The sequence below is a fragment of the uncultured Brevundimonas sp. genome (assembly GCF_963974615.1).
Lineage (GTDB): Bacteria > Pseudomonadota > Alphaproteobacteria > Caulobacterales > Caulobacteraceae > Brevundimonas.
This window is the reverse complement of the sequence record NZ_CAXBDH010000002.1, coordinates 197,058-211,542: the sequence shown is the minus strand read 5'-3', so window position 1 is coordinate 211,542 and position 14,485 is coordinate 197,058. Positions and strand designations below refer to the sequence as shown.

Genomic DNA, 14,485 nt, shown 5'->3' with positions numbered 1-14,485 from the left:
CCTGGACCGCCACGCCAAACTGACATGGTTGCTTCTCCCTCGAGGGGAGAAGGACGCGCACTCTCCGAATTCCTCCCCCCAATCCCTTGCCCCACAACGCTTTCCGCATTTCTCCAGCCCATTCCCCCACCCCCCTTCCAGCCGCACCGATAATGCCCCCGTCCCGTCGCAAGGAAGGGCCGCCTGGCCTGCGACCTGGCGTGCGGCGGGAGTGGAGAAGCGGGGTCAGGGGTGCGGGGGATACGCATCCGGTCCGGGGACCGGGTCACAGGCCCGGCCCGCCCGTCAGGGGCGCTGCGGTAAGGCGTCAACAGCGCCACCCGACGCAAGCTGCTGAAAACTCGCCACGCGGAGCGTCTGTCTTCGTCGAAACGGTATTTCTTTCCTTTTCCGGGCGAAGGCCCGGCGCTCCGCCTGTCCTTCCATAGCCGCAGCCTCGCGTGCGGACGATGATCCGTGTCCGGTCCCCTGTGCCCTGCGACAGACGGGGCGGGTGACGGACGGCCATCGCCCCGCTACACCTTGGGCACGGGAGACGATGCACCATGACGACGCGAACCAATGCCCCGACCTATATGCCGGGTTTCGGCAATCATTTCGCCACCGAGGCGGCCGCCGGGGCCCTGCCCGAGGGCCAGAATTCGCCGCAGAAGACGCCGATGGGCCTCTATGCCGAACAGCTGTCGGGCACGGCCTTCACCGCCCCGCGCAGCGAGAACCGGCGCAGCTGGCTGTACCGGTTGCGGCCCTCGGCCCAGCATCCGGCCTATCAGCCGTTCGCCCGGGGCCGGGTGCGGTCCGGGCCCTTCACCGAGGTGCCGCCCGACCCCAACCGCATGCGCTGGGACGCCCTGCCGCTGCCGGGCGAACCGACCGACTGGGTCGAGGGGCTGATCACCTATGGCGGCACCGGCGACGCCGAGGCGCTGAACGGCGTCGGCATCCACCTGTATGCGGCCAACCGCTCGATGGTCGACCGGGTCTTCTATTGTGCCGACGGCGAGCTGCTGATCGTGCCGCAACAGGGCGACCATGTCTTCGTCACCGAGATGGGCCGTATCGACGCCCGGCCCGGCGAGATCGTCGTCATTCCGCGCGGCGTGCGCTTCCGCGTCGAGGTCTCCGGCCCGGTGCGCGGCTATGTCTGCGAGAACTACGGCGCGGCCTTCCGCCTGCCGGATCTGGGGCCGATCGGCTCCAACGGCCTCGCCAATCCGCGCGACTTCCAGACCCCGGTCGCGGCCTTCGAAGACGTCGACCGTCCGACGGAATGCGTCCAGAAATACGGGGGACGGCTGTGGAGCACGACCTTTGATCACAGCCCGCTGGACGTGGTCGCCTGGCACGGCAATCTGGCCCCGTGCAAATACGATACGGCCCGGTTCAACACCATCGGCACGGTCAGCTACGATCACCCGGACCCGTCGATCTTCACGGTCCTGACCTCGCCCAGCGATACGCCGGGCACGGCCAATTGCGACTTCGTCATCTTCCCGCCGCGCTGGATGGTGGCCGAACACACCTTCCGGCCGCCGTGGTTCCATCGCAATGTGATGAGCGAATTCATGGGTCTGGTGCACGGCGAATACGACGCCAAGGAAGGCGGCTTCGCGCCCGGCGGCGCCAGTCTGCACAATTGCATGAGCGGCCACGGCCCGGATCAGGCCAGCTATGACAAGGCCGTCTCGGCCCCGCTGAAGCCGGTGAAGATCACCGACACCCTGGCCTTCATGTTCGAGACGCGGCTACCGATCCGCACCACGGCCTGGGCCCGGGAAACCCCGCTGATGCAGCTGGACTATGACGACGTCTGGACCGGTTTTGAAAAGGGAGCCGTGACATGACTCTGCGCGCGATGATCGTGGCCGGAGCGGCCCTGCTGCTGACGGCCTGCGTCCCGGTGGTGCCGGTACCCGCTGACCCGGTGACCCCGGGCCAGACCCCGACGGCCTCGGCCTGCGCCGCGCGGGGTGGCGAGCTGCGCCCGGTCGGCCGCATGCAGACCCTGCAGTGCGTGATCAAATACGCTGACGCCGGCAAACGCTGCCGCGATGGCGACGACTGTCTGGGCGACTGCCGTCTGCAGGACGCCGCTCCCGCCCCGCGCGAGGGCACGGCCGCCGTCGGCCAGTGTCAGGCCAATAGCAACAATTTCGGCTGTTTCACCACGGTCGAGAACGGCCGCGCCGGACCGACGCTCTGCATCGACTGACGCGGTACTGCCCGGGCCGGATCGCCCATGAAAAAGGCCCCCGCCGCTTTCGCGACGGAGGCCTCATTCAGTCCGTCGTTCGACGGTGGGTCTCAGTGACCCGGCGCTGCCGGATCCGACGGCGAGGTGTTGGGGGTGTTGGCGGTGGTCATGCCACCGTCGGCGTTGCCGGCCTGCTGTTCGATGCGGTCGGCCTCGGCGTTGAGGGCGGTTTCCTGCGCCTCATTCGAGGTCGCGGCGGCCTGGGCCTCGAGGGCGTCGGCCTGGACTTCGGCGGCCTTGTCGGCCTGGCTTTCACAGGCGGCGAGGCCGGCAAACGCAAAAGTAGCGGCGGTGGCAATGATCAGTTTACGCATGGTATGGCTTCCTTCCTGAGTGGAAACCCGATAACGCTGCGCCCTCAATTGGGTTCACGCCGACGTGATAAAAATTCGAATTTTCTAGCCGATGTCGGCGAAGGCGACCCGGGCGGCCCCCAGCAGGGCAGCGTGTTTGTGCAGGATCACCCGGGTCGGAATCGCTGCCATATAGTCCTCGAACCGCCCCTTGCGCTCGAAGCGTTCGCGGAACGGACTGGACTGCAGGAACGGCAGGATGCGCGGCGCGATACCGCCGGCGATATAGACCCCGTCGCGCGCCCCCATGGTCAGGGCGATATCCCCGGCCACGGCCCCCAGGATGGCGCAGAAACGGGCCAGGGTGGCCCCGCACGCGCTGCGGGGATCCGCCAGGGCGTCGCGGGTGATCTCGGCCGGATCGTCGATATGGGTCTCGCGCCCGTCGATCTCGGCCAGGGCCCGGTGCATGTTCAGCAGGCCGGGGCCGCAGATCAGCCGTTCGATCGAGACGCGGCCATAGCGTCGTCGCAGGATGCGCAGGATCTCGTCCTCGACCGGGTCGCCGGGGGCAAAACAGGCGTGACCGCCCTCGCTGGGCAGGGCCATTTCCCGGCCGTGAACGTCGCGGGCCAGGGCCGAGACGCCGAAGCCGGTCCCGGGGCCGAGCACGGCGATGGCGGTGTGCGGCTCGCCGGTGTCCGGCCCTCCCAGCGAGGCCAGCTGGTCCGGCGGCACGATCGGTGCCCCCCAGGCCAGGGCCTCGAAATCATTGATCAGCCGGACCGGCTTCAGGCCCAGGGTCTGCAGCTCGGTCTCCGACACCCGCCACGGCGAATTGGTCAGGTCGATCTCACCGTCCAGGACCGGCCCGGCTACGGCGAGGACGCCGCCGGTCGGCTTGACCGCGCACCCGTCGATGAAGGCCGCCACCCCGGCGAGGAAGGTCGGATAGCGATCGGCCGGAAAGCTGTCGATCCGGTCCAGAACCGGCCGTCCGTCGACCAGCCGTGCGGTAGCGAAACGCGCATTGGTGCCGCCGACGTCACCGACCATCAGGGTGGAGTTGCTCATGCGTCTACCGCCGCATTACTGATGTTCGCATCGGTCACGTCCTTCACTTCGGGCGTCGCATGTCCGTGAATGTCGCTGAAACAGACCGAGGCCCCGCGTTCGGCCGATCCGACCGCCGCGCGGAAACTGCCGAACAGTTCGCGCCCGTAGCCCCAGTCCTGAACCTCGGAGGGCCGGGCCCGTTCGCGGTCCGTCAGCACGGCACGGATCAACAGTTCGCCGGCCTCGGCGTCGACGCGGATGATGTCACCGTCACGCACATAGGCCAGGGGCCCGCCGTCGAGGGCTTCGGGCGTGACGTGGATCGCCGCCGGGGTCTTGCCCGAGGCGCCCGACATACGGCCGTCGGTGACCAGGGCGACCTTGAAGCCGCGATCCTGCAACACGCCCAGACCCGGGGACAGGCTGTGCAATTCGGGCATGCCGTTGGCGCGTGGTCCCTGGAAACGGACCACGGCGATGCCGTCGCAGTCCAGTTCCCCGGCCTTGAAGGCGGCGAGGAAGCCTTCCTGACTGTCGAACACCCGGGCCGGGGCCTCGACCGTGCGGTGCTCGGGCTTGACCGCCGAAACCTTGATCACGGCCCGACCCAGATTGCCGGTCAGCAGGCGCAGTCCGCCTTCGTGATCGAACGGATCCGAGGCGGGGCGCAGGATATCGGTGTCGAGGCTTTCAGTGACCCCGTCGCGCCAGACCAGTTCGCCGTCGACCAGCGACGGCTCCTGGAAATAGGCGGCGATGCCCTGCCCCATGACAGTGGTGACGTCCGAATGCATATGACCGGACAGGGCCAGTTCGCGGGTCACGAAGGCCACGCCGCCCGCAGCCTGGAAGGCGTTCACATCGGCCGAACCGTTCGGATAGATGCGGGTCAGCAACGGGGTTACCGAGGACAGCTCGTCCATGTCGGTCCAGTCGATCAGAACCCCGGCTGCCCGGGCCATGGCCACCAGATGGATGGCGTGGTTGGTCGAGCCGCCGGTGGCCAGCAGGGCGACGATGCCGTTGACGATCGATTTCTCGTCGATAACGTCGGCCATCCGCCCCTCGCCGGTACGGGCCAGTTCGACGGCACGCTGTGCCGCCGCCGCGGTCAGGGCGTCGCGCAGACCGGTGTCGGGATGGACGAAGGCGGTCGAGGGCAGGTGCAGCCCCATTAGCTCCATCATCATCTGGTTGGAATTGGCGGTACCGTAGAAGGTGCAGGTGCCGGGCGAATGGTAGGAGGCGATCTCGCTTTCCAGCAGGGTGGCGCGATCGACCTTGCCCTGCGCGTATTCGGCGCGAACCCGGGCCTTTTCGGCATTGGGGATGCCCGAGGGCATGGGACCGGCCGGGGCGAACACCACCGGCAGATGGCCGAAGGCCAGGGACCCCATGAACAGGCCGGGCACGATCTTGTCGCAGACGCCCAGACACAGGACCGCGTCGAACGCGTCATGGGTCAGGGCCACGCCGGTCGACATGGCGATGACGTCACGACTGAACAGCGACAACTCCATGCCGGGCCGGCCCTGGGTGACGCCGTCGCACATGGCGGGGGTACCGCCGGCCACCTGGGCCGTGGCATTGACCGCGCGCACCGCGTTCCGGACGATCGCCGGGAAGCGTTCGAACGGCTGATGCGCCGACAGCATGTCATTGTAGGCCGTGACGATCCCGACATTGGGCTGGGTGCCCGACATGGCGTTGAGCTTGTCCTTGACCGGTGCCCCGGCGAAGGCGTGGGCCCAGTTGGCGCAGGACAATTTGGCCCGCCCGGCCCCGGAATTCCGGGCTGCGTCCATGCGGTGCAGATAGTCGGCGCGGGTGGTGCGGCTGCGCGCGACGATGCGGGCGGTGACCGCGGCGACGACGGGGTGAAGCTTGATTTTGGCGGCAGTCATCAGGCAGTCTCCGTCCACAGGACCTGGAGCGGGACCCTGGCATGGATCAGGGCGGCGATCGGCTGGATTGCCGGGTCACCGGCGGCCTCGCGTTCGAACACCGCGCGTTTGGCACTTCCGGTCAGGGCCAGGATCACCCGCTCCGCATGCATAAGATAAGGCAGGTTGATCGACAGACGTTCCATCGACGGCGCGGTCCCGTCACGTCCGGCCGGGACGCCCAGGACGGTCGGCGGAAGGTTCGGGCTGAGCAGGGCCTTCAGGGTCGGACTGCCGGGAAACATCGAACAGATATGGCCGTCCTCACCCATGCCCAGCAGAACCACGTCGATTCCGCCGACCCCGGTGGCCAGGGTCCGGGCCGCGATCAGGGCCGAACGGTCGACGGTGACTGAAGCGTGAAACAGGGGCACGAAACGCGCAGCTGCCGCACGGCCCGTCAGCAGGGTCTGCTTCAGCAAACGCGCGTTGGAGTCCGGCGATGCCTCGGGGACATAGCGCTCGTCGACGAGGGTGACCGTGACCTTTGACCAGTCGAGAACGGCGTCGGTCATGTGGCGATACACCGGCGATGGCGTTGACCCGCCTGACCCGGCGAATGTCGCGTGTCCCCGGGCAGTGACGGCGGCGGCGAGGCCGTCGGTCAGGCGGGTGGCGCAGGCGCTGACCCAGGCGGCACCGTCGGCGAATACCTCGATCTCAGGCATAACGGGGCGGTCGTTATTCATCGTGCGACTTCCAGGCGCGACCGCTACGGGCCATCAGCAGATCAGCGGACGGTGGCCCCCATGTGCCGGCGGCATAGGTCTCCGGCTTCAACCCGACATGCTCCCAGGCGCTGGACAGGTCATCGACCCATTCCCAGGCCTTTTCCGCCTCGTCGCGGCGAACGAACAGGGTGGAATCGCCGGCCATGGCATCCAGCAGCAGGCGCTCATAGGCGATGCGGCGGCGTGGCGCGGCTGTGCCCTTGCCATCGACGCCCCAGGACAGGGACATGCGGATCGGCTGAAGTTGCATGTGCAGGTCCAGGCCGGGCCGTTTGTTCATCACCGTCAGGGAGATGTCTTCGTCCGGTTGCAGTTCGATCACCAGCCGGTTGTCGCTGACCTGACCGCGCAGGTCCTCCCCGCCGAAGATCGAATGGGGAACGCCCTTGAACTGGATGACGATCTCGGTGCGCTTCTCTTTCAGTCGCTTGCCGGTGCGCATGAAGAAGGGCACTCCGGCCCAGCGCCAGTTATCGATATTGGCGCGGATGGCGACGAAGGTTTCGGTGTCGGACGGCTGACCCCGTTCCTCGGCATAGCTCTGGGCCGGACGGCCTTCGACGCTGCCGTTGATGTACTGACCCCGCACAGTGGTCCGTTCGGCATCATGCGAGGTGACGGGACGCAGCGAGCGCAGCACCTTGACCTTCTCGTTGCGCACCGAGTCCGGATCGAGGTCGGACGGCGGTTCCATGGCCACGAGGCACAGCAGCTGCAGCATGTGATTCTGGATCATGTCCCGCAGGGCGCCGTACTCGTCGTAATAGGGCCAGCGGTCGCCGACACCGACGGTTTCGCCGATGGTGATCTGGACGTGGTCGATGGTCAGATTGTTCCACAGCGGTTCGAAAATGGTGTTGCCGAAGCGCAGGGCGATCAGGTTCTGGACCGTCTCCTTGCCGAGATAGTGGTCGATGCGGAACACGCGGTCCTCGGTGAAGGCCCGACGCACGGCCTCGTCGATATCGAGGAAGGACTTGAGGTCACGACCGACGGGTTTCTCGATGACGATGCGCGAACGGGGGCCAGCCAGTCCGGCGGCGGCCATGGCGTCGACGATGTGACCGAACAGGGAAGGGGAGACGGCCAGGAAGGCAGTCAGGTCCTCATCGTCACCGAGTTTTGCCTTCAGCGCCTTCAGGCTTTCGGCCTTGGTGGCGTCGACCGCCAGATAGTCGAGGCGCACGGCCAGCCGGTCCCAACTGGCCGGATCCCAGCCGCCGTCGGCCCGGGCCCGGGTCTCGACTGCCTCACGCGTGCGGGCGACATAGTCCGGCACCGTCTCTTCGCTGCGCGCGGCGGCGATGATCTTCAGCCCGTCCGGCAACAGGCCGTCCCGCTCCAGAAAGTAGAGCGAAGGCAGCAGCATCCTCATGGCCAGGTCGCCGCCGCCGCCGAAGAGAACCAGTGCCGCCATTTAGATGTCGCTTCCCGTTCAAACGTGTTTCAGGGTCAGTGTTTGGCCGCTTCCGCCCGTTGAGCCAACACGTTGAGGACGTCCTGAAACACCAAGTTACGCGATCTCAGCAGAACGAGCAGATGATAGATCAGATCTGCGGCCTCGGCGGTGACTTCTTCATCTGGGCCGGCGGCCCCGGCCAAAGCCGTCTCGACACCTTCTTCGCCGACCTTCTGGGCCACACGCTTGGGGCCTTCGGCCAGCAGGCGGGCGGTCCAGCTTTCCGTGGGGTCGGCGGCGGCGCGTTCGGCGATGGTCGCCTCCAGCCGGGCGATGCGGCCCAGACCCGGGGCGTCATCCGTCCCGAAACAGCTGGTGGTATTCAGATGGCAGGCTGGCCCCATCGGTCGCACCGCCAACACCAGGGCGTCGCGGTCGCAGTCGGGGGTGATCGTCACGACGGTCAGTCGGTTGCCCGAGGTTTCGCCCTTCCGCCAGCGCCCGCCACGCGAACGCGAGAAAAAGGTCGCCTCGCCGGACTCCTGGGTCTCATCGAGCGCGGCGCGATCCATATAGGCCAGGGTCAGCACCTGCAGGGTGTCAGCGTCCTGGACGATGACGGGGATCATGCCGTCGCCCTTGGCGAAGTCGAGGGTGCCGGGATCAACAAGGGTCATGGGCGCACCTCCAGGCCGGCAGCGGCCAGCGATGTTTTCAGGTCGGGGATGGTCAGGGCTCCGGTGTGGAACACGCTGGCGGCCAGGGCACCGGACACGCCAGCGCCGCGGAACACATCGACGAAATCCGCGGCCGAGCCGGCTCCGCCCGAGGCGACCAGCGGAATGGTCAGCCGCGATCGGGCCTCGGCCAGCTGGGCAATGTCATAGCCCGCACGCACACCGTCCTGATCGATACAGTTGAGCACGATCTCGCCGGCCCCCAAGGTCTGGGCCTCGACGATCCAGTCCATGGTGCGACGTCCGGTGCCGCGGCGCGCGTCGGGGTCGCCGGTGTATTTGTGCACGACCCACTCGCCGTCCTCGAGCCGACTGTCGACGCCGAGCACGACGCACTGGCTGCCCAGACGCGCGGCCATCTCGCCGATCAGCTCCGGCCGTTCGAGGGCGGGGGAGTTGATCGAGACCTTGTCGGCCCCGTTGTCGAGACAGCGCGCGGCCTGGTCGACGCTGCGAATCCCGCCGGCGACGCAGAAGGGGATGTCCAGCAGTCGGGCGATGTCGCGCACCCAGCCATAGTCGAGGGTTCGGCCCTCGGGCGAGGCGGTGATGTCGTAGAAGACCAGCTCGTCGGCCCCCTGGTCGCGATAGCGGGCGGCCAGATCGGCGGCGTCACCCATGTCGATGTGGTTCTCGAAGCGAACCCCTTTGACCACCCGGCCCTCCTTGACGTCGAGGCAGGGGATGATGCGACGCGCGGTCATGCGACGGTCTCGACGGCCTGGGCGACGGTGAAGTGGCCTTCGTACAGGGCCCGGCCGATGATGGCCCCGGCACAGCCGATGGCGGCGGACTCGCTCAGGTCGGACAGGGCGGCCACCCCGCCCGAGGCCTGGACCTGCAGGTCGGGCCGCCGCCGCACGATCTGTCCCAGTAGGTCGAGGTTGGGACCGGTCAGGGCCCCGTCACGCCCCACGTCGGTGACCAGCAGGTGCCGGGCCAGGTCGGGCGGATAGCGATCCAGCGCGGCCCACAGATCGACCTCGGCCGCCTCGGTCCAGCCCTTCAGGGCCGGCACATAGCGATCGCCGTCGGCCTTGACGTCGATGGCCAGGGTGATGCGCTCCGGCCCGAAGTGACGCAGCCATTCGGCCACGGTATCGGGCTGGGATACGGCCAGGGAACCGACCACGACCCGCGCCACTCCGGCCTCGATCAGGGCGGCGACATCCTCGGCCGAGCGCACGCCGCCGCCGGACTGGATGCGGATGTCGACTGCTTTCGCCAGATTTCCGATCAGCTCATGTTGCACCGCGCACCCGGCCTCGGCCCCGTCCAGATCGACGATATGGGCCCAGGTCGCGCCGGCACCGGCGAAGGCGGCCAGCCGTTCGGCCGGGTTGTCGTCATAGCGGGTGACCTGATCGAACCGGCCATGCATCAGCCGCACGCAGACGCCGTCACGCAGGTCGATGGCGGGATAAACGATCATAGCGGCAAGCCCAGGAAGTTCTGCAGGATGCGCGCCCCGGCCGCGGCCGAACGCTCCGGGTGGAACTGGCAGCCCCAGCGGTTACCGCTGCGCACCACGGCGGGCACGGCGGTGCCGTAGTCGGCGGTGGCCAGGGTGGCGTCGGTGACCGGGCAGACAAAACCATGGACGAAATAGGCATAGTCGCCGTCGTTGACCCCGCTCAGCAGCGGATCGGGTTTCACACCCTCCAGTCGGGTCCAGCCCATGTGCGGCACCGGCAGATCGGGGCGACCTTCCAGCTTGCGCACTACACCGGGGATCAGGCCCAGCAGGCCGACACCGCCACCCTCGTCGCTGCGCTCGAACAGCAGCTGTTGGCCGAGACAGACACCGAGCAGGGGGCGGGTGAAGGCACGGATCGGCGCACTGAGGCCGAGAGCGTCCAGTCGCTGCATTGCATAGCCGGCAGCCCCGACCCCGGGCAGGATAAGTCGCTCGGCGGCGGCGATCCGCCCGGGATCATCCGTGATGACGACCGAGGCTCCCAGACGTTCCAGCGCGAACTGCACCGAGGCGGTATTGCCCGCGCCGTAGCCGACGACGGTGACCGTGCTCACAGCACCCCCTTGGTCGAGGGGATGGCATCGCCCTCGACGCGGATCGCCTGACGCAGGGCCCGGCCAAAGGCCTTGTAGACGGCCTCGGTCTTGTGGTGGTCGTCGTCGCCGGTGACCGTGACGTGGATGGCGGCCCCGAGGTGTTCGGCCAGAGAGCGAAACACATGGGCGGTCAGGTCGGTGCGATAGTCACCGATGAACGGGGTACTGAACTCACCCTCGAACACCGGATAGGGGCGTCCCGACAGGTCGATGGACACCGCCGCATTGGCCTCGTCCATCGGCAGGACGAAGCCATAGCGGGCGATGCCGCGGCGTTCGCCCAGCGCCTGTTTCAGCGCCTGGCCGAGGGCGATGGCACTGTCCTCGATCGTGTGGTGCGGGTCGGTGTGCAGGTCGCCTTCGCACGCCAGCCGGATGGAGAATCCACCGTGGGCCGCGACCTGTTCCAGCATGTGATCGAAGAAGCCGACCCCGGTGTGGATGGCGACCGGGCCGGGCGCGTCGAGGTCGACGACGCAGACGATGCGGGTCTCCTTGGTATCACGCACGGCCTCACCGGTGCGACCCGCCCGGCGCGGGGCCGGGCCGACGCCCAGCGCAGTCAGCAGCCGATCATTGATTTCTGGCCGGATCGACAGCGGCAGCCGCAGGCGGTCACCGGACACGTCGACAGCGACGCCGAATTTTTCGAGAGCCGCGAGGGCTGCCGGGGTGTCGACCGGGCGGGCCATCAGCACCGGGCCGACCCCGGCCTCGATGATCATGACCCGGCCAAGGGCCGTGGCGATCCGTTCGCGCTCGGCGCGCACGGTGGCGATCCGCTGGACGGTCTCGACCATGCGCGACGGATCCAGCGCCTGCAGCGCCAGTCGCACCGACGGTTCGGGCAGGGCGTAAGGCTCCAGCATCGCGGCCAGTCGGGCCAGAGTGGCCGGCTGGGCCAGGGCCGCACCGATCCGGGCCCCGGCCAGGCCATAGGCCAGCGACAGGCTGCGCAGAACGATCAGATTGGCATGGTCGTCGATGACTTCGCTCGCCGACGACGCGTCCGAGAATTCGATCAAACCCTCGTCGACCACCAGCAGGGCCGGGGCCACGCGTTCGGCCATTTCCGCCACGGCCTCGGGCGAGCCGAGGGCGCGGATGACGACGGCCCCGACCTCGCCCTGCGCTCGGGGACGCGCATAGATGGCGGCCAGCGCAACATAGGGCTGGGCCTCCGGCGCGGTGACGGACAGGCCGTCCCGGGCCGCAAGACGCCAGACCAGCTCCAGCCCGTGCGACAGGCCGCGCACAGGCAGCACGCATTCACTCGGCACGCCATAGATCTGGGCCATCCGCGCGGCGAGGGAGGTCGGGTCGGCCGGATAGCGGTCCAGACCGTCAGCTCCGGCGACCAGCGGGGCGAAGGGGGCTGGCAGGTTGATCATGACGCGCACCGCAGGTCGGCGGCGCGGGCGTGGGCTTCCAGACCCTCCAGCCGGGCCAGACGCGCGGCGACGGGCGCAAGGGCCGCAGCCCCGGCGATGGTGACCCGCTGCACCGACATCGTGGTCATGAAGCTGGCGGTGGTGATGCCGCCCAGCGTCCGCGCTCCGCCGTCGGTAGGCAGCACGTGGCTGGGTCCGGCAGCATAGTCGCCCAGGGTCTCGGCCGCGCAGTTGCCGACAAAGACGGCCCCGGCGGCGGCGATCTGCGCCACCAGAGCCTCGGGGCTTTCGGTCTGCAGCGACAGGTGTTCGGGGCCGTACAGGTTGGAGACGGCACAGGCCTCGGCCAGGTCGCGCACCTTGATGGCCCGGGCCTCAGACAGGGCAGCGCGGGCGATGTCGGCGCGGGGCAGGGACGGCAGCTGGGCCTCGACCTCCTCGACGATGGCGGCGATGGCGGCCTTGCTGTCCGAGACGAGGATCACCTGGGCATCGGCGTCGTGCTCGGCCTGGCTCAGCAGATCGGCGGCGACGATGACCGGATCGGCCGCCAGATCGGCGATGACCAGTAGCTCGGACGGTCCGGCGGGCATGTCGACGGCAGGGCCGCCGGGCAGGGCCGCCGCCTGGCGCTTGGCCTCGGCCACCCAGGCATTGCCGGGCCCGAATAACTTGTCACAGGGCGCGATCTCGCCGTCGTCGAGGGTGACGCCAAAGGTCAGGGCGGCGATGGCCTGGGCCCCGCCGATCAGCCACAGGTCATCCAATCCGCCCTCGGCCGCGGCCAGGGTCATGGCTGGGTGCGCTTCCCCGTCCTTGGTCGGTGGGGTCACGGCCACGCGACGTTCGACACCGGCCGCGGTGGCGGGAATGGCCAGCATCAGCAAGGATGAGAACAGCGGGGCCGAGCCGCCGGGCACATACAGACCGGCCGATGCGATCGGCCGCCACACCAGCTGTGAGCGCACGCCCGGCGTGGTCTCGATGATCGCCGTGTCGACCGGCACGGTCAGCTGGTGGAAGACCCGGATATTGGCGGCGGCCATGGTGATGGCGCGTGTGTCGGCGGGCGACAGCCGGTCGCGGGCGGCGGCGACCGTGTCCCGCGTGATGGCAATCCGGCGCGGGGCGGCCCCGTCCAGCTTCAGGCTCCAGTCGGTGACGGCCGCGCCGCCGCGCGCCTGCACGTCGTCGAAGATCGCGCGCACGCCGTCGGCGACGCGCGACTCAGTGCGCCGCTGCGGTCGGGCCAGGGCGACGCGGCGGCCGTCGGCGTCAAGGGAAGACCAGTCGATCAGCCGCATCACATCATCTTCTCGATCGGCAGGACCAGGATGGCCGAGGCCCCGGCGGCCTTCAGCTTCTCCAGCGTTTCCCAGAATACGGCCTCCTGACAGACGGCGTGGACGGCGACGGCGTCGTCGCGTCCGGACAGGGGCATGACGGTCGGCGACCCGGCACCCGGCAGGATGGCGGTGATGGCGTCCAGCGCCGAACGCGGTGCATTCAGCATCACGTATTTGGCCCCCTGGGAGGAGACCACCCCGCTCATCCGCTCGATGATACTGTCCAGCAGGTGTTGCAGGCCGGGTTCGGGCGGCTGGGGCGCGCGGATCAGCACCGCCTCGCTTTCCAGCACGGTTTCGCGCGCCATCAGGCCGTTGGCCTCCAGTGTCGCCCCGGTCGAGACCAGATCGCAGATGGCTGCGGCCAGCTTGAGTCGGGGGGCGACCTCGACCGCACCGCGCATGACGACGATGTCGGCGCTGACCTTTTGTGCATCGAGATAGCGGCGCAGGATCTTGGGATAGGAGGTGGCGATGCGCAGCCCCTCCAGCGAGGGCGGCCCCGCATAGTCGAGCGTGGGCGGCACCGCCAGTTTCAACGTGCAGCGGCCAAAGCCCAGCGGCATGATCACCTCGGCGACGGGGCCGCCGTTGCGGGCCTCCTCCAGCACATTCTCGCCGACGATGCCCAGGTCGCAGACGCCGTCGGCGACAAAGGTCGGGATGTCGTCGTCGCGCACCCGCAGCAGGTCGATCGGATAATTCTCGACCCGGTACAGCAGGTCGTTGTTGCCCTTGATCACGCGCAGGCCCGCGTCGCGGACGAGGTCGAGGCTGCGGTCGGCCAGACGACCGGATTTCTGCACGGCGATGCGAAGTCGCCCCTGGACGGTACTCATGATCGGATACTCAGGCTTTCGTTTTCAGGCGGTCGAGCACGAGGCGATAGCCTTGGTGCTGCATGTCCTTGAGGAAGCGGGCGACGCGGACGACGGTGGTGGGGCTGGCCCCGGCGGCGACGGCGATCTCGCGATAGGTCTTGACCCGTTCGTCCAGCAGACGTGCCACCGCCCAACGCTCGGTGAATGCGCGCAGTTCCGACGGGGTGCACAGGTCGGACAGGAAGGCGTCCATCTCCTCGCGCGAGCGTAGGGACAGCACTGCGTCATAAAGAGCGATGCGGTCGTCGGCGGCCTTGCGCAGGGCCTTGGGAGACGGGGTGTCGGTCATGACGCGTTCTACTATGCTGTAACGATGGTACAGTCAAGAGGTTCTGGCCGAGAGCTCTGGGACAGGAGGCAAGAAGTCGCTATCCCGGTCTC

Annotated in this window: 15 protein-coding genes; 2 read left to right on the top strand and 13 right to left on the bottom strand. The window is 68.3% G+C overall.

Translation table 11 applies throughout. The features are described 5' to 3' along the window. Positions 1 to 545: 545 nt before the first annotated feature. Positions 546 to 1,844, top strand: coding sequence for a homogentisate 1,2-dioxygenase (gene hmgA / locus AAC050_RS02340; RefSeq protein WP_339913435.1), 1,299 nt, complete (start codon positions 546 to 548; stop codon positions 1,842 to 1,844). After that, on the top strand, positions 1,841 to 2,212 hold the full coding sequence (locus AAC050_RS02335) for a hypothetical protein (protein ID WP_339913434.1): 372 nt from the start codon (positions 1,841 to 1,843) through the stop codon (positions 2,210 to 2,212). The genes hmgA and AAC050_RS02335 overlap by 4 nt, the downstream gene beginning before the upstream one ends. A gap of 92 nt (positions 2,213 to 2,304) precedes the next feature. On the opposite strand, the gene AAC050_RS02330 is transcribed toward AAC050_RS02335, so the two are convergent. The 13 genes from AAC050_RS02330 to AAC050_RS02270 form a co-directional block, all read right to left on the bottom strand. Continuing rightward, entirely contained in the window at positions 2,305 to 2,568 is a 264-nt protein-coding gene (locus AAC050_RS02330; protein WP_339913433.1) for a hypothetical protein, read from the bottom strand. Positions 2,569 to 2,652: 84 nt separating this feature from the next. Further along, positions 2,653 to 3,621, bottom strand: a complete 969-nt coding sequence (gene glk / locus AAC050_RS02325; protein ID WP_339913432.1) for a glucokinase — start codon at positions 3,619 to 3,621, stop codon at positions 2,653 to 2,655. Next, positions 3,618 to 5,492: a phosphogluconate dehydratase gene (edd, locus tag AAC050_RS02320; protein ID WP_339913443.1), complete on the bottom strand. Its 1,875-nt coding sequence runs from the start codon at positions 5,490 to 5,492 to the stop codon at positions 3,618 to 3,620. The genes glk and edd overlap by 4 nt, the downstream gene beginning before the upstream one ends. 14 nt (positions 5,493 to 5,506) lie before the next feature. Continuing rightward, positions 5,507 to 6,214 carry a 6-phosphogluconolactonase gene (pgl, locus tag AAC050_RS02315; RefSeq protein WP_339913431.1) on the bottom strand — a complete coding sequence of 236 codons (708 nt, stop codon included), beginning with the start codon at positions 6,212 to 6,214 and terminating at the stop codon, positions 5,507 to 5,509. Between the two features lie 13 nt (positions 6,215 to 6,227). Further along, on the bottom strand, positions 6,228 to 7,694 hold the full coding sequence (zwf, locus tag AAC050_RS02310; RefSeq protein ID WP_339913430.1) for a glucose-6-phosphate dehydrogenase: 1,467 nt from the start codon (positions 7,692 to 7,694) through the stop codon (positions 6,228 to 6,230). A gap of 35 nt (positions 7,695 to 7,729) precedes the next feature. Continuing rightward, positions 7,730 to 8,353 (bottom strand): bifunctional phosphoribosyl-AMP cyclohydrolase/phosphoribosyl-ATP diphosphatase HisIE, encoded by a 624-nt coding sequence (hisIE, locus tag AAC050_RS02305; RefSeq protein ID WP_339913429.1) that lies wholly within the window; start codon positions 8,351 to 8,353, stop codon positions 7,730 to 7,732. Next, complete coding sequence (hisF, locus tag AAC050_RS02300) at positions 8,350 to 9,117, bottom strand: imidazole glycerol phosphate synthase subunit HisF (protein ID WP_339913428.1); 768 nt, start codon at positions 9,115 to 9,117, stop codon at positions 8,350 to 8,352. The genes hisIE and hisF overlap by 4 nt, the downstream gene beginning before the upstream one ends. Continuing rightward, positions 9,114 to 9,845 (bottom strand): 1-(5-phosphoribosyl)-5-[(5-phosphoribosylamino)methylideneamino]imidazole-4-carboxamide isomerase, encoded by a 732-nt coding sequence (gene hisA, locus AAC050_RS02295; RefSeq protein WP_339913427.1) that lies wholly within the window; start codon positions 9,843 to 9,845, stop codon positions 9,114 to 9,116. The genes hisF and hisA overlap by 4 nt, the downstream gene beginning before the upstream one ends. Beyond that, a complete protein-coding gene (gene hisH / locus AAC050_RS02290; RefSeq protein WP_339913426.1) occupies positions 9,842 to 10,444 on the bottom strand; it encodes an imidazole glycerol phosphate synthase subunit HisH in 603 nt (200 codons plus the stop codon). The genes hisA and hisH overlap by 4 nt, the downstream gene beginning before the upstream one ends. Continuing rightward, positions 10,441 to 11,877 (bottom strand): imidazoleglycerol-phosphate dehydratase HisB, encoded by a 1,437-nt coding sequence (hisB, locus tag AAC050_RS02285; protein ID WP_339913425.1) that lies wholly within the window; start codon positions 11,875 to 11,877, stop codon positions 10,441 to 10,443. The genes hisH and hisB overlap by 4 nt, the downstream gene beginning before the upstream one ends. Beyond that, positions 11,874 to 13,181: a histidinol dehydrogenase gene (gene hisD, locus AAC050_RS02280; RefSeq protein WP_339913424.1), complete on the bottom strand. Its 1,308-nt coding sequence runs from the start codon at positions 13,179 to 13,181 to the stop codon at positions 11,874 to 11,876. Before hisD ends, hisB begins: the two co-directional genes overlap by 4 nt. Further along, positions 13,181 to 14,062: an ATP phosphoribosyltransferase gene (gene hisG, locus AAC050_RS02275; protein WP_339913423.1), complete on the bottom strand. Its 882-nt coding sequence runs from the start codon at positions 14,060 to 14,062 to the stop codon at positions 13,181 to 13,183. The genes hisD and hisG overlap by 1 nt, the downstream gene beginning before the upstream one ends. Positions 14,063 to 14,072: 10 nt before the next feature. Beyond that, on the bottom strand, positions 14,073 to 14,393 hold the full coding sequence (locus AAC050_RS02270) for a YerC/YecD family TrpR-related protein (protein ID WP_339913422.1): 321 nt from the start codon (positions 14,391 to 14,393) through the stop codon (positions 14,073 to 14,075). Between the last annotated feature and the right edge of the window lie 92 nt (positions 14,394 to 14,485).

Bases quoted from the DNA above. Each gene is read 5' to 3' on its own strand.
- AAC050_RS02330 (WP_339913433.1), bottom strand. From the start codon at position 2,568: ATGCGTAAACTGATCATTGCCACCGCCGCTACTTTTGCGTTTGCCGGC.
- hmgA (WP_339913435.1), top strand. From the start codon at position 546: ATGACGACGCGAACCAATGCCCCGACCTATATGCCGGGTTTCGGCAAT.
- AAC050_RS02270 (WP_339913422.1), bottom strand. From the start codon at position 14,393: ATGACCGACACCCCGTCTCCCAAGGCCCTGCGCAAGGCCGCCGACGAC.
- hisG (WP_339913423.1), bottom strand. From the start codon at position 14,062: ATGAGTACCGTCCAGGGGCGACTTCGCATCGCCGTGCAGAAATCCGGT.
- hisIE (WP_339913429.1), bottom strand. From the start codon at position 8,353: ATGACCCTTGTTGATCCCGGCACCCTCGACTTCGCCAAGGGCGACGGC.
- AAC050_RS02335 (WP_339913434.1), top strand. From the start codon at position 1,841: ATGACTCTGCGCGCGATGATCGTGGCCGGAGCGGCCCTGCTGCTGACG.
- glk (WP_339913432.1), bottom strand. From the start codon at position 3,621: ATGAGCAACTCCACCCTGATGGTCGGTGACGTCGGCGGCACCAATGCG.
- pgl (WP_339913431.1), bottom strand. From the start codon at position 6,214: ATGCCTGAGATCGAGGTATTCGCCGACGGTGCCGCCTGGGTCAGCGCC.
- hisB (WP_339913425.1), bottom strand. From the start codon at position 11,877: ATGATCAACCTGCCAGCCCCCTTCGCCCCGCTGGTCGCCGGAGCTGAC.
- hisA (WP_339913427.1), bottom strand. From the start codon at position 9,845: ATGATCGTTTATCCCGCCATCGACCTGCGTGACGGCGTCTGCGTGCGG.
- hisF (WP_339913428.1), bottom strand. From the start codon at position 9,117: ATGACCGCGCGTCGCATCATCCCCTGCCTCGACGTCAAGGAGGGCCGG.
- zwf (WP_339913430.1), bottom strand. From the start codon at position 7,694: ATGGCGGCACTGGTTCTCTTCGGCGGCGGCGGCGACCTGGCCATGAGG.
- hisD (WP_339913424.1), bottom strand. From the start codon at position 13,181: ATGCGGCTGATCGACTGGTCTTCCCTTGACGCCGACGGCCGCCGCGTC.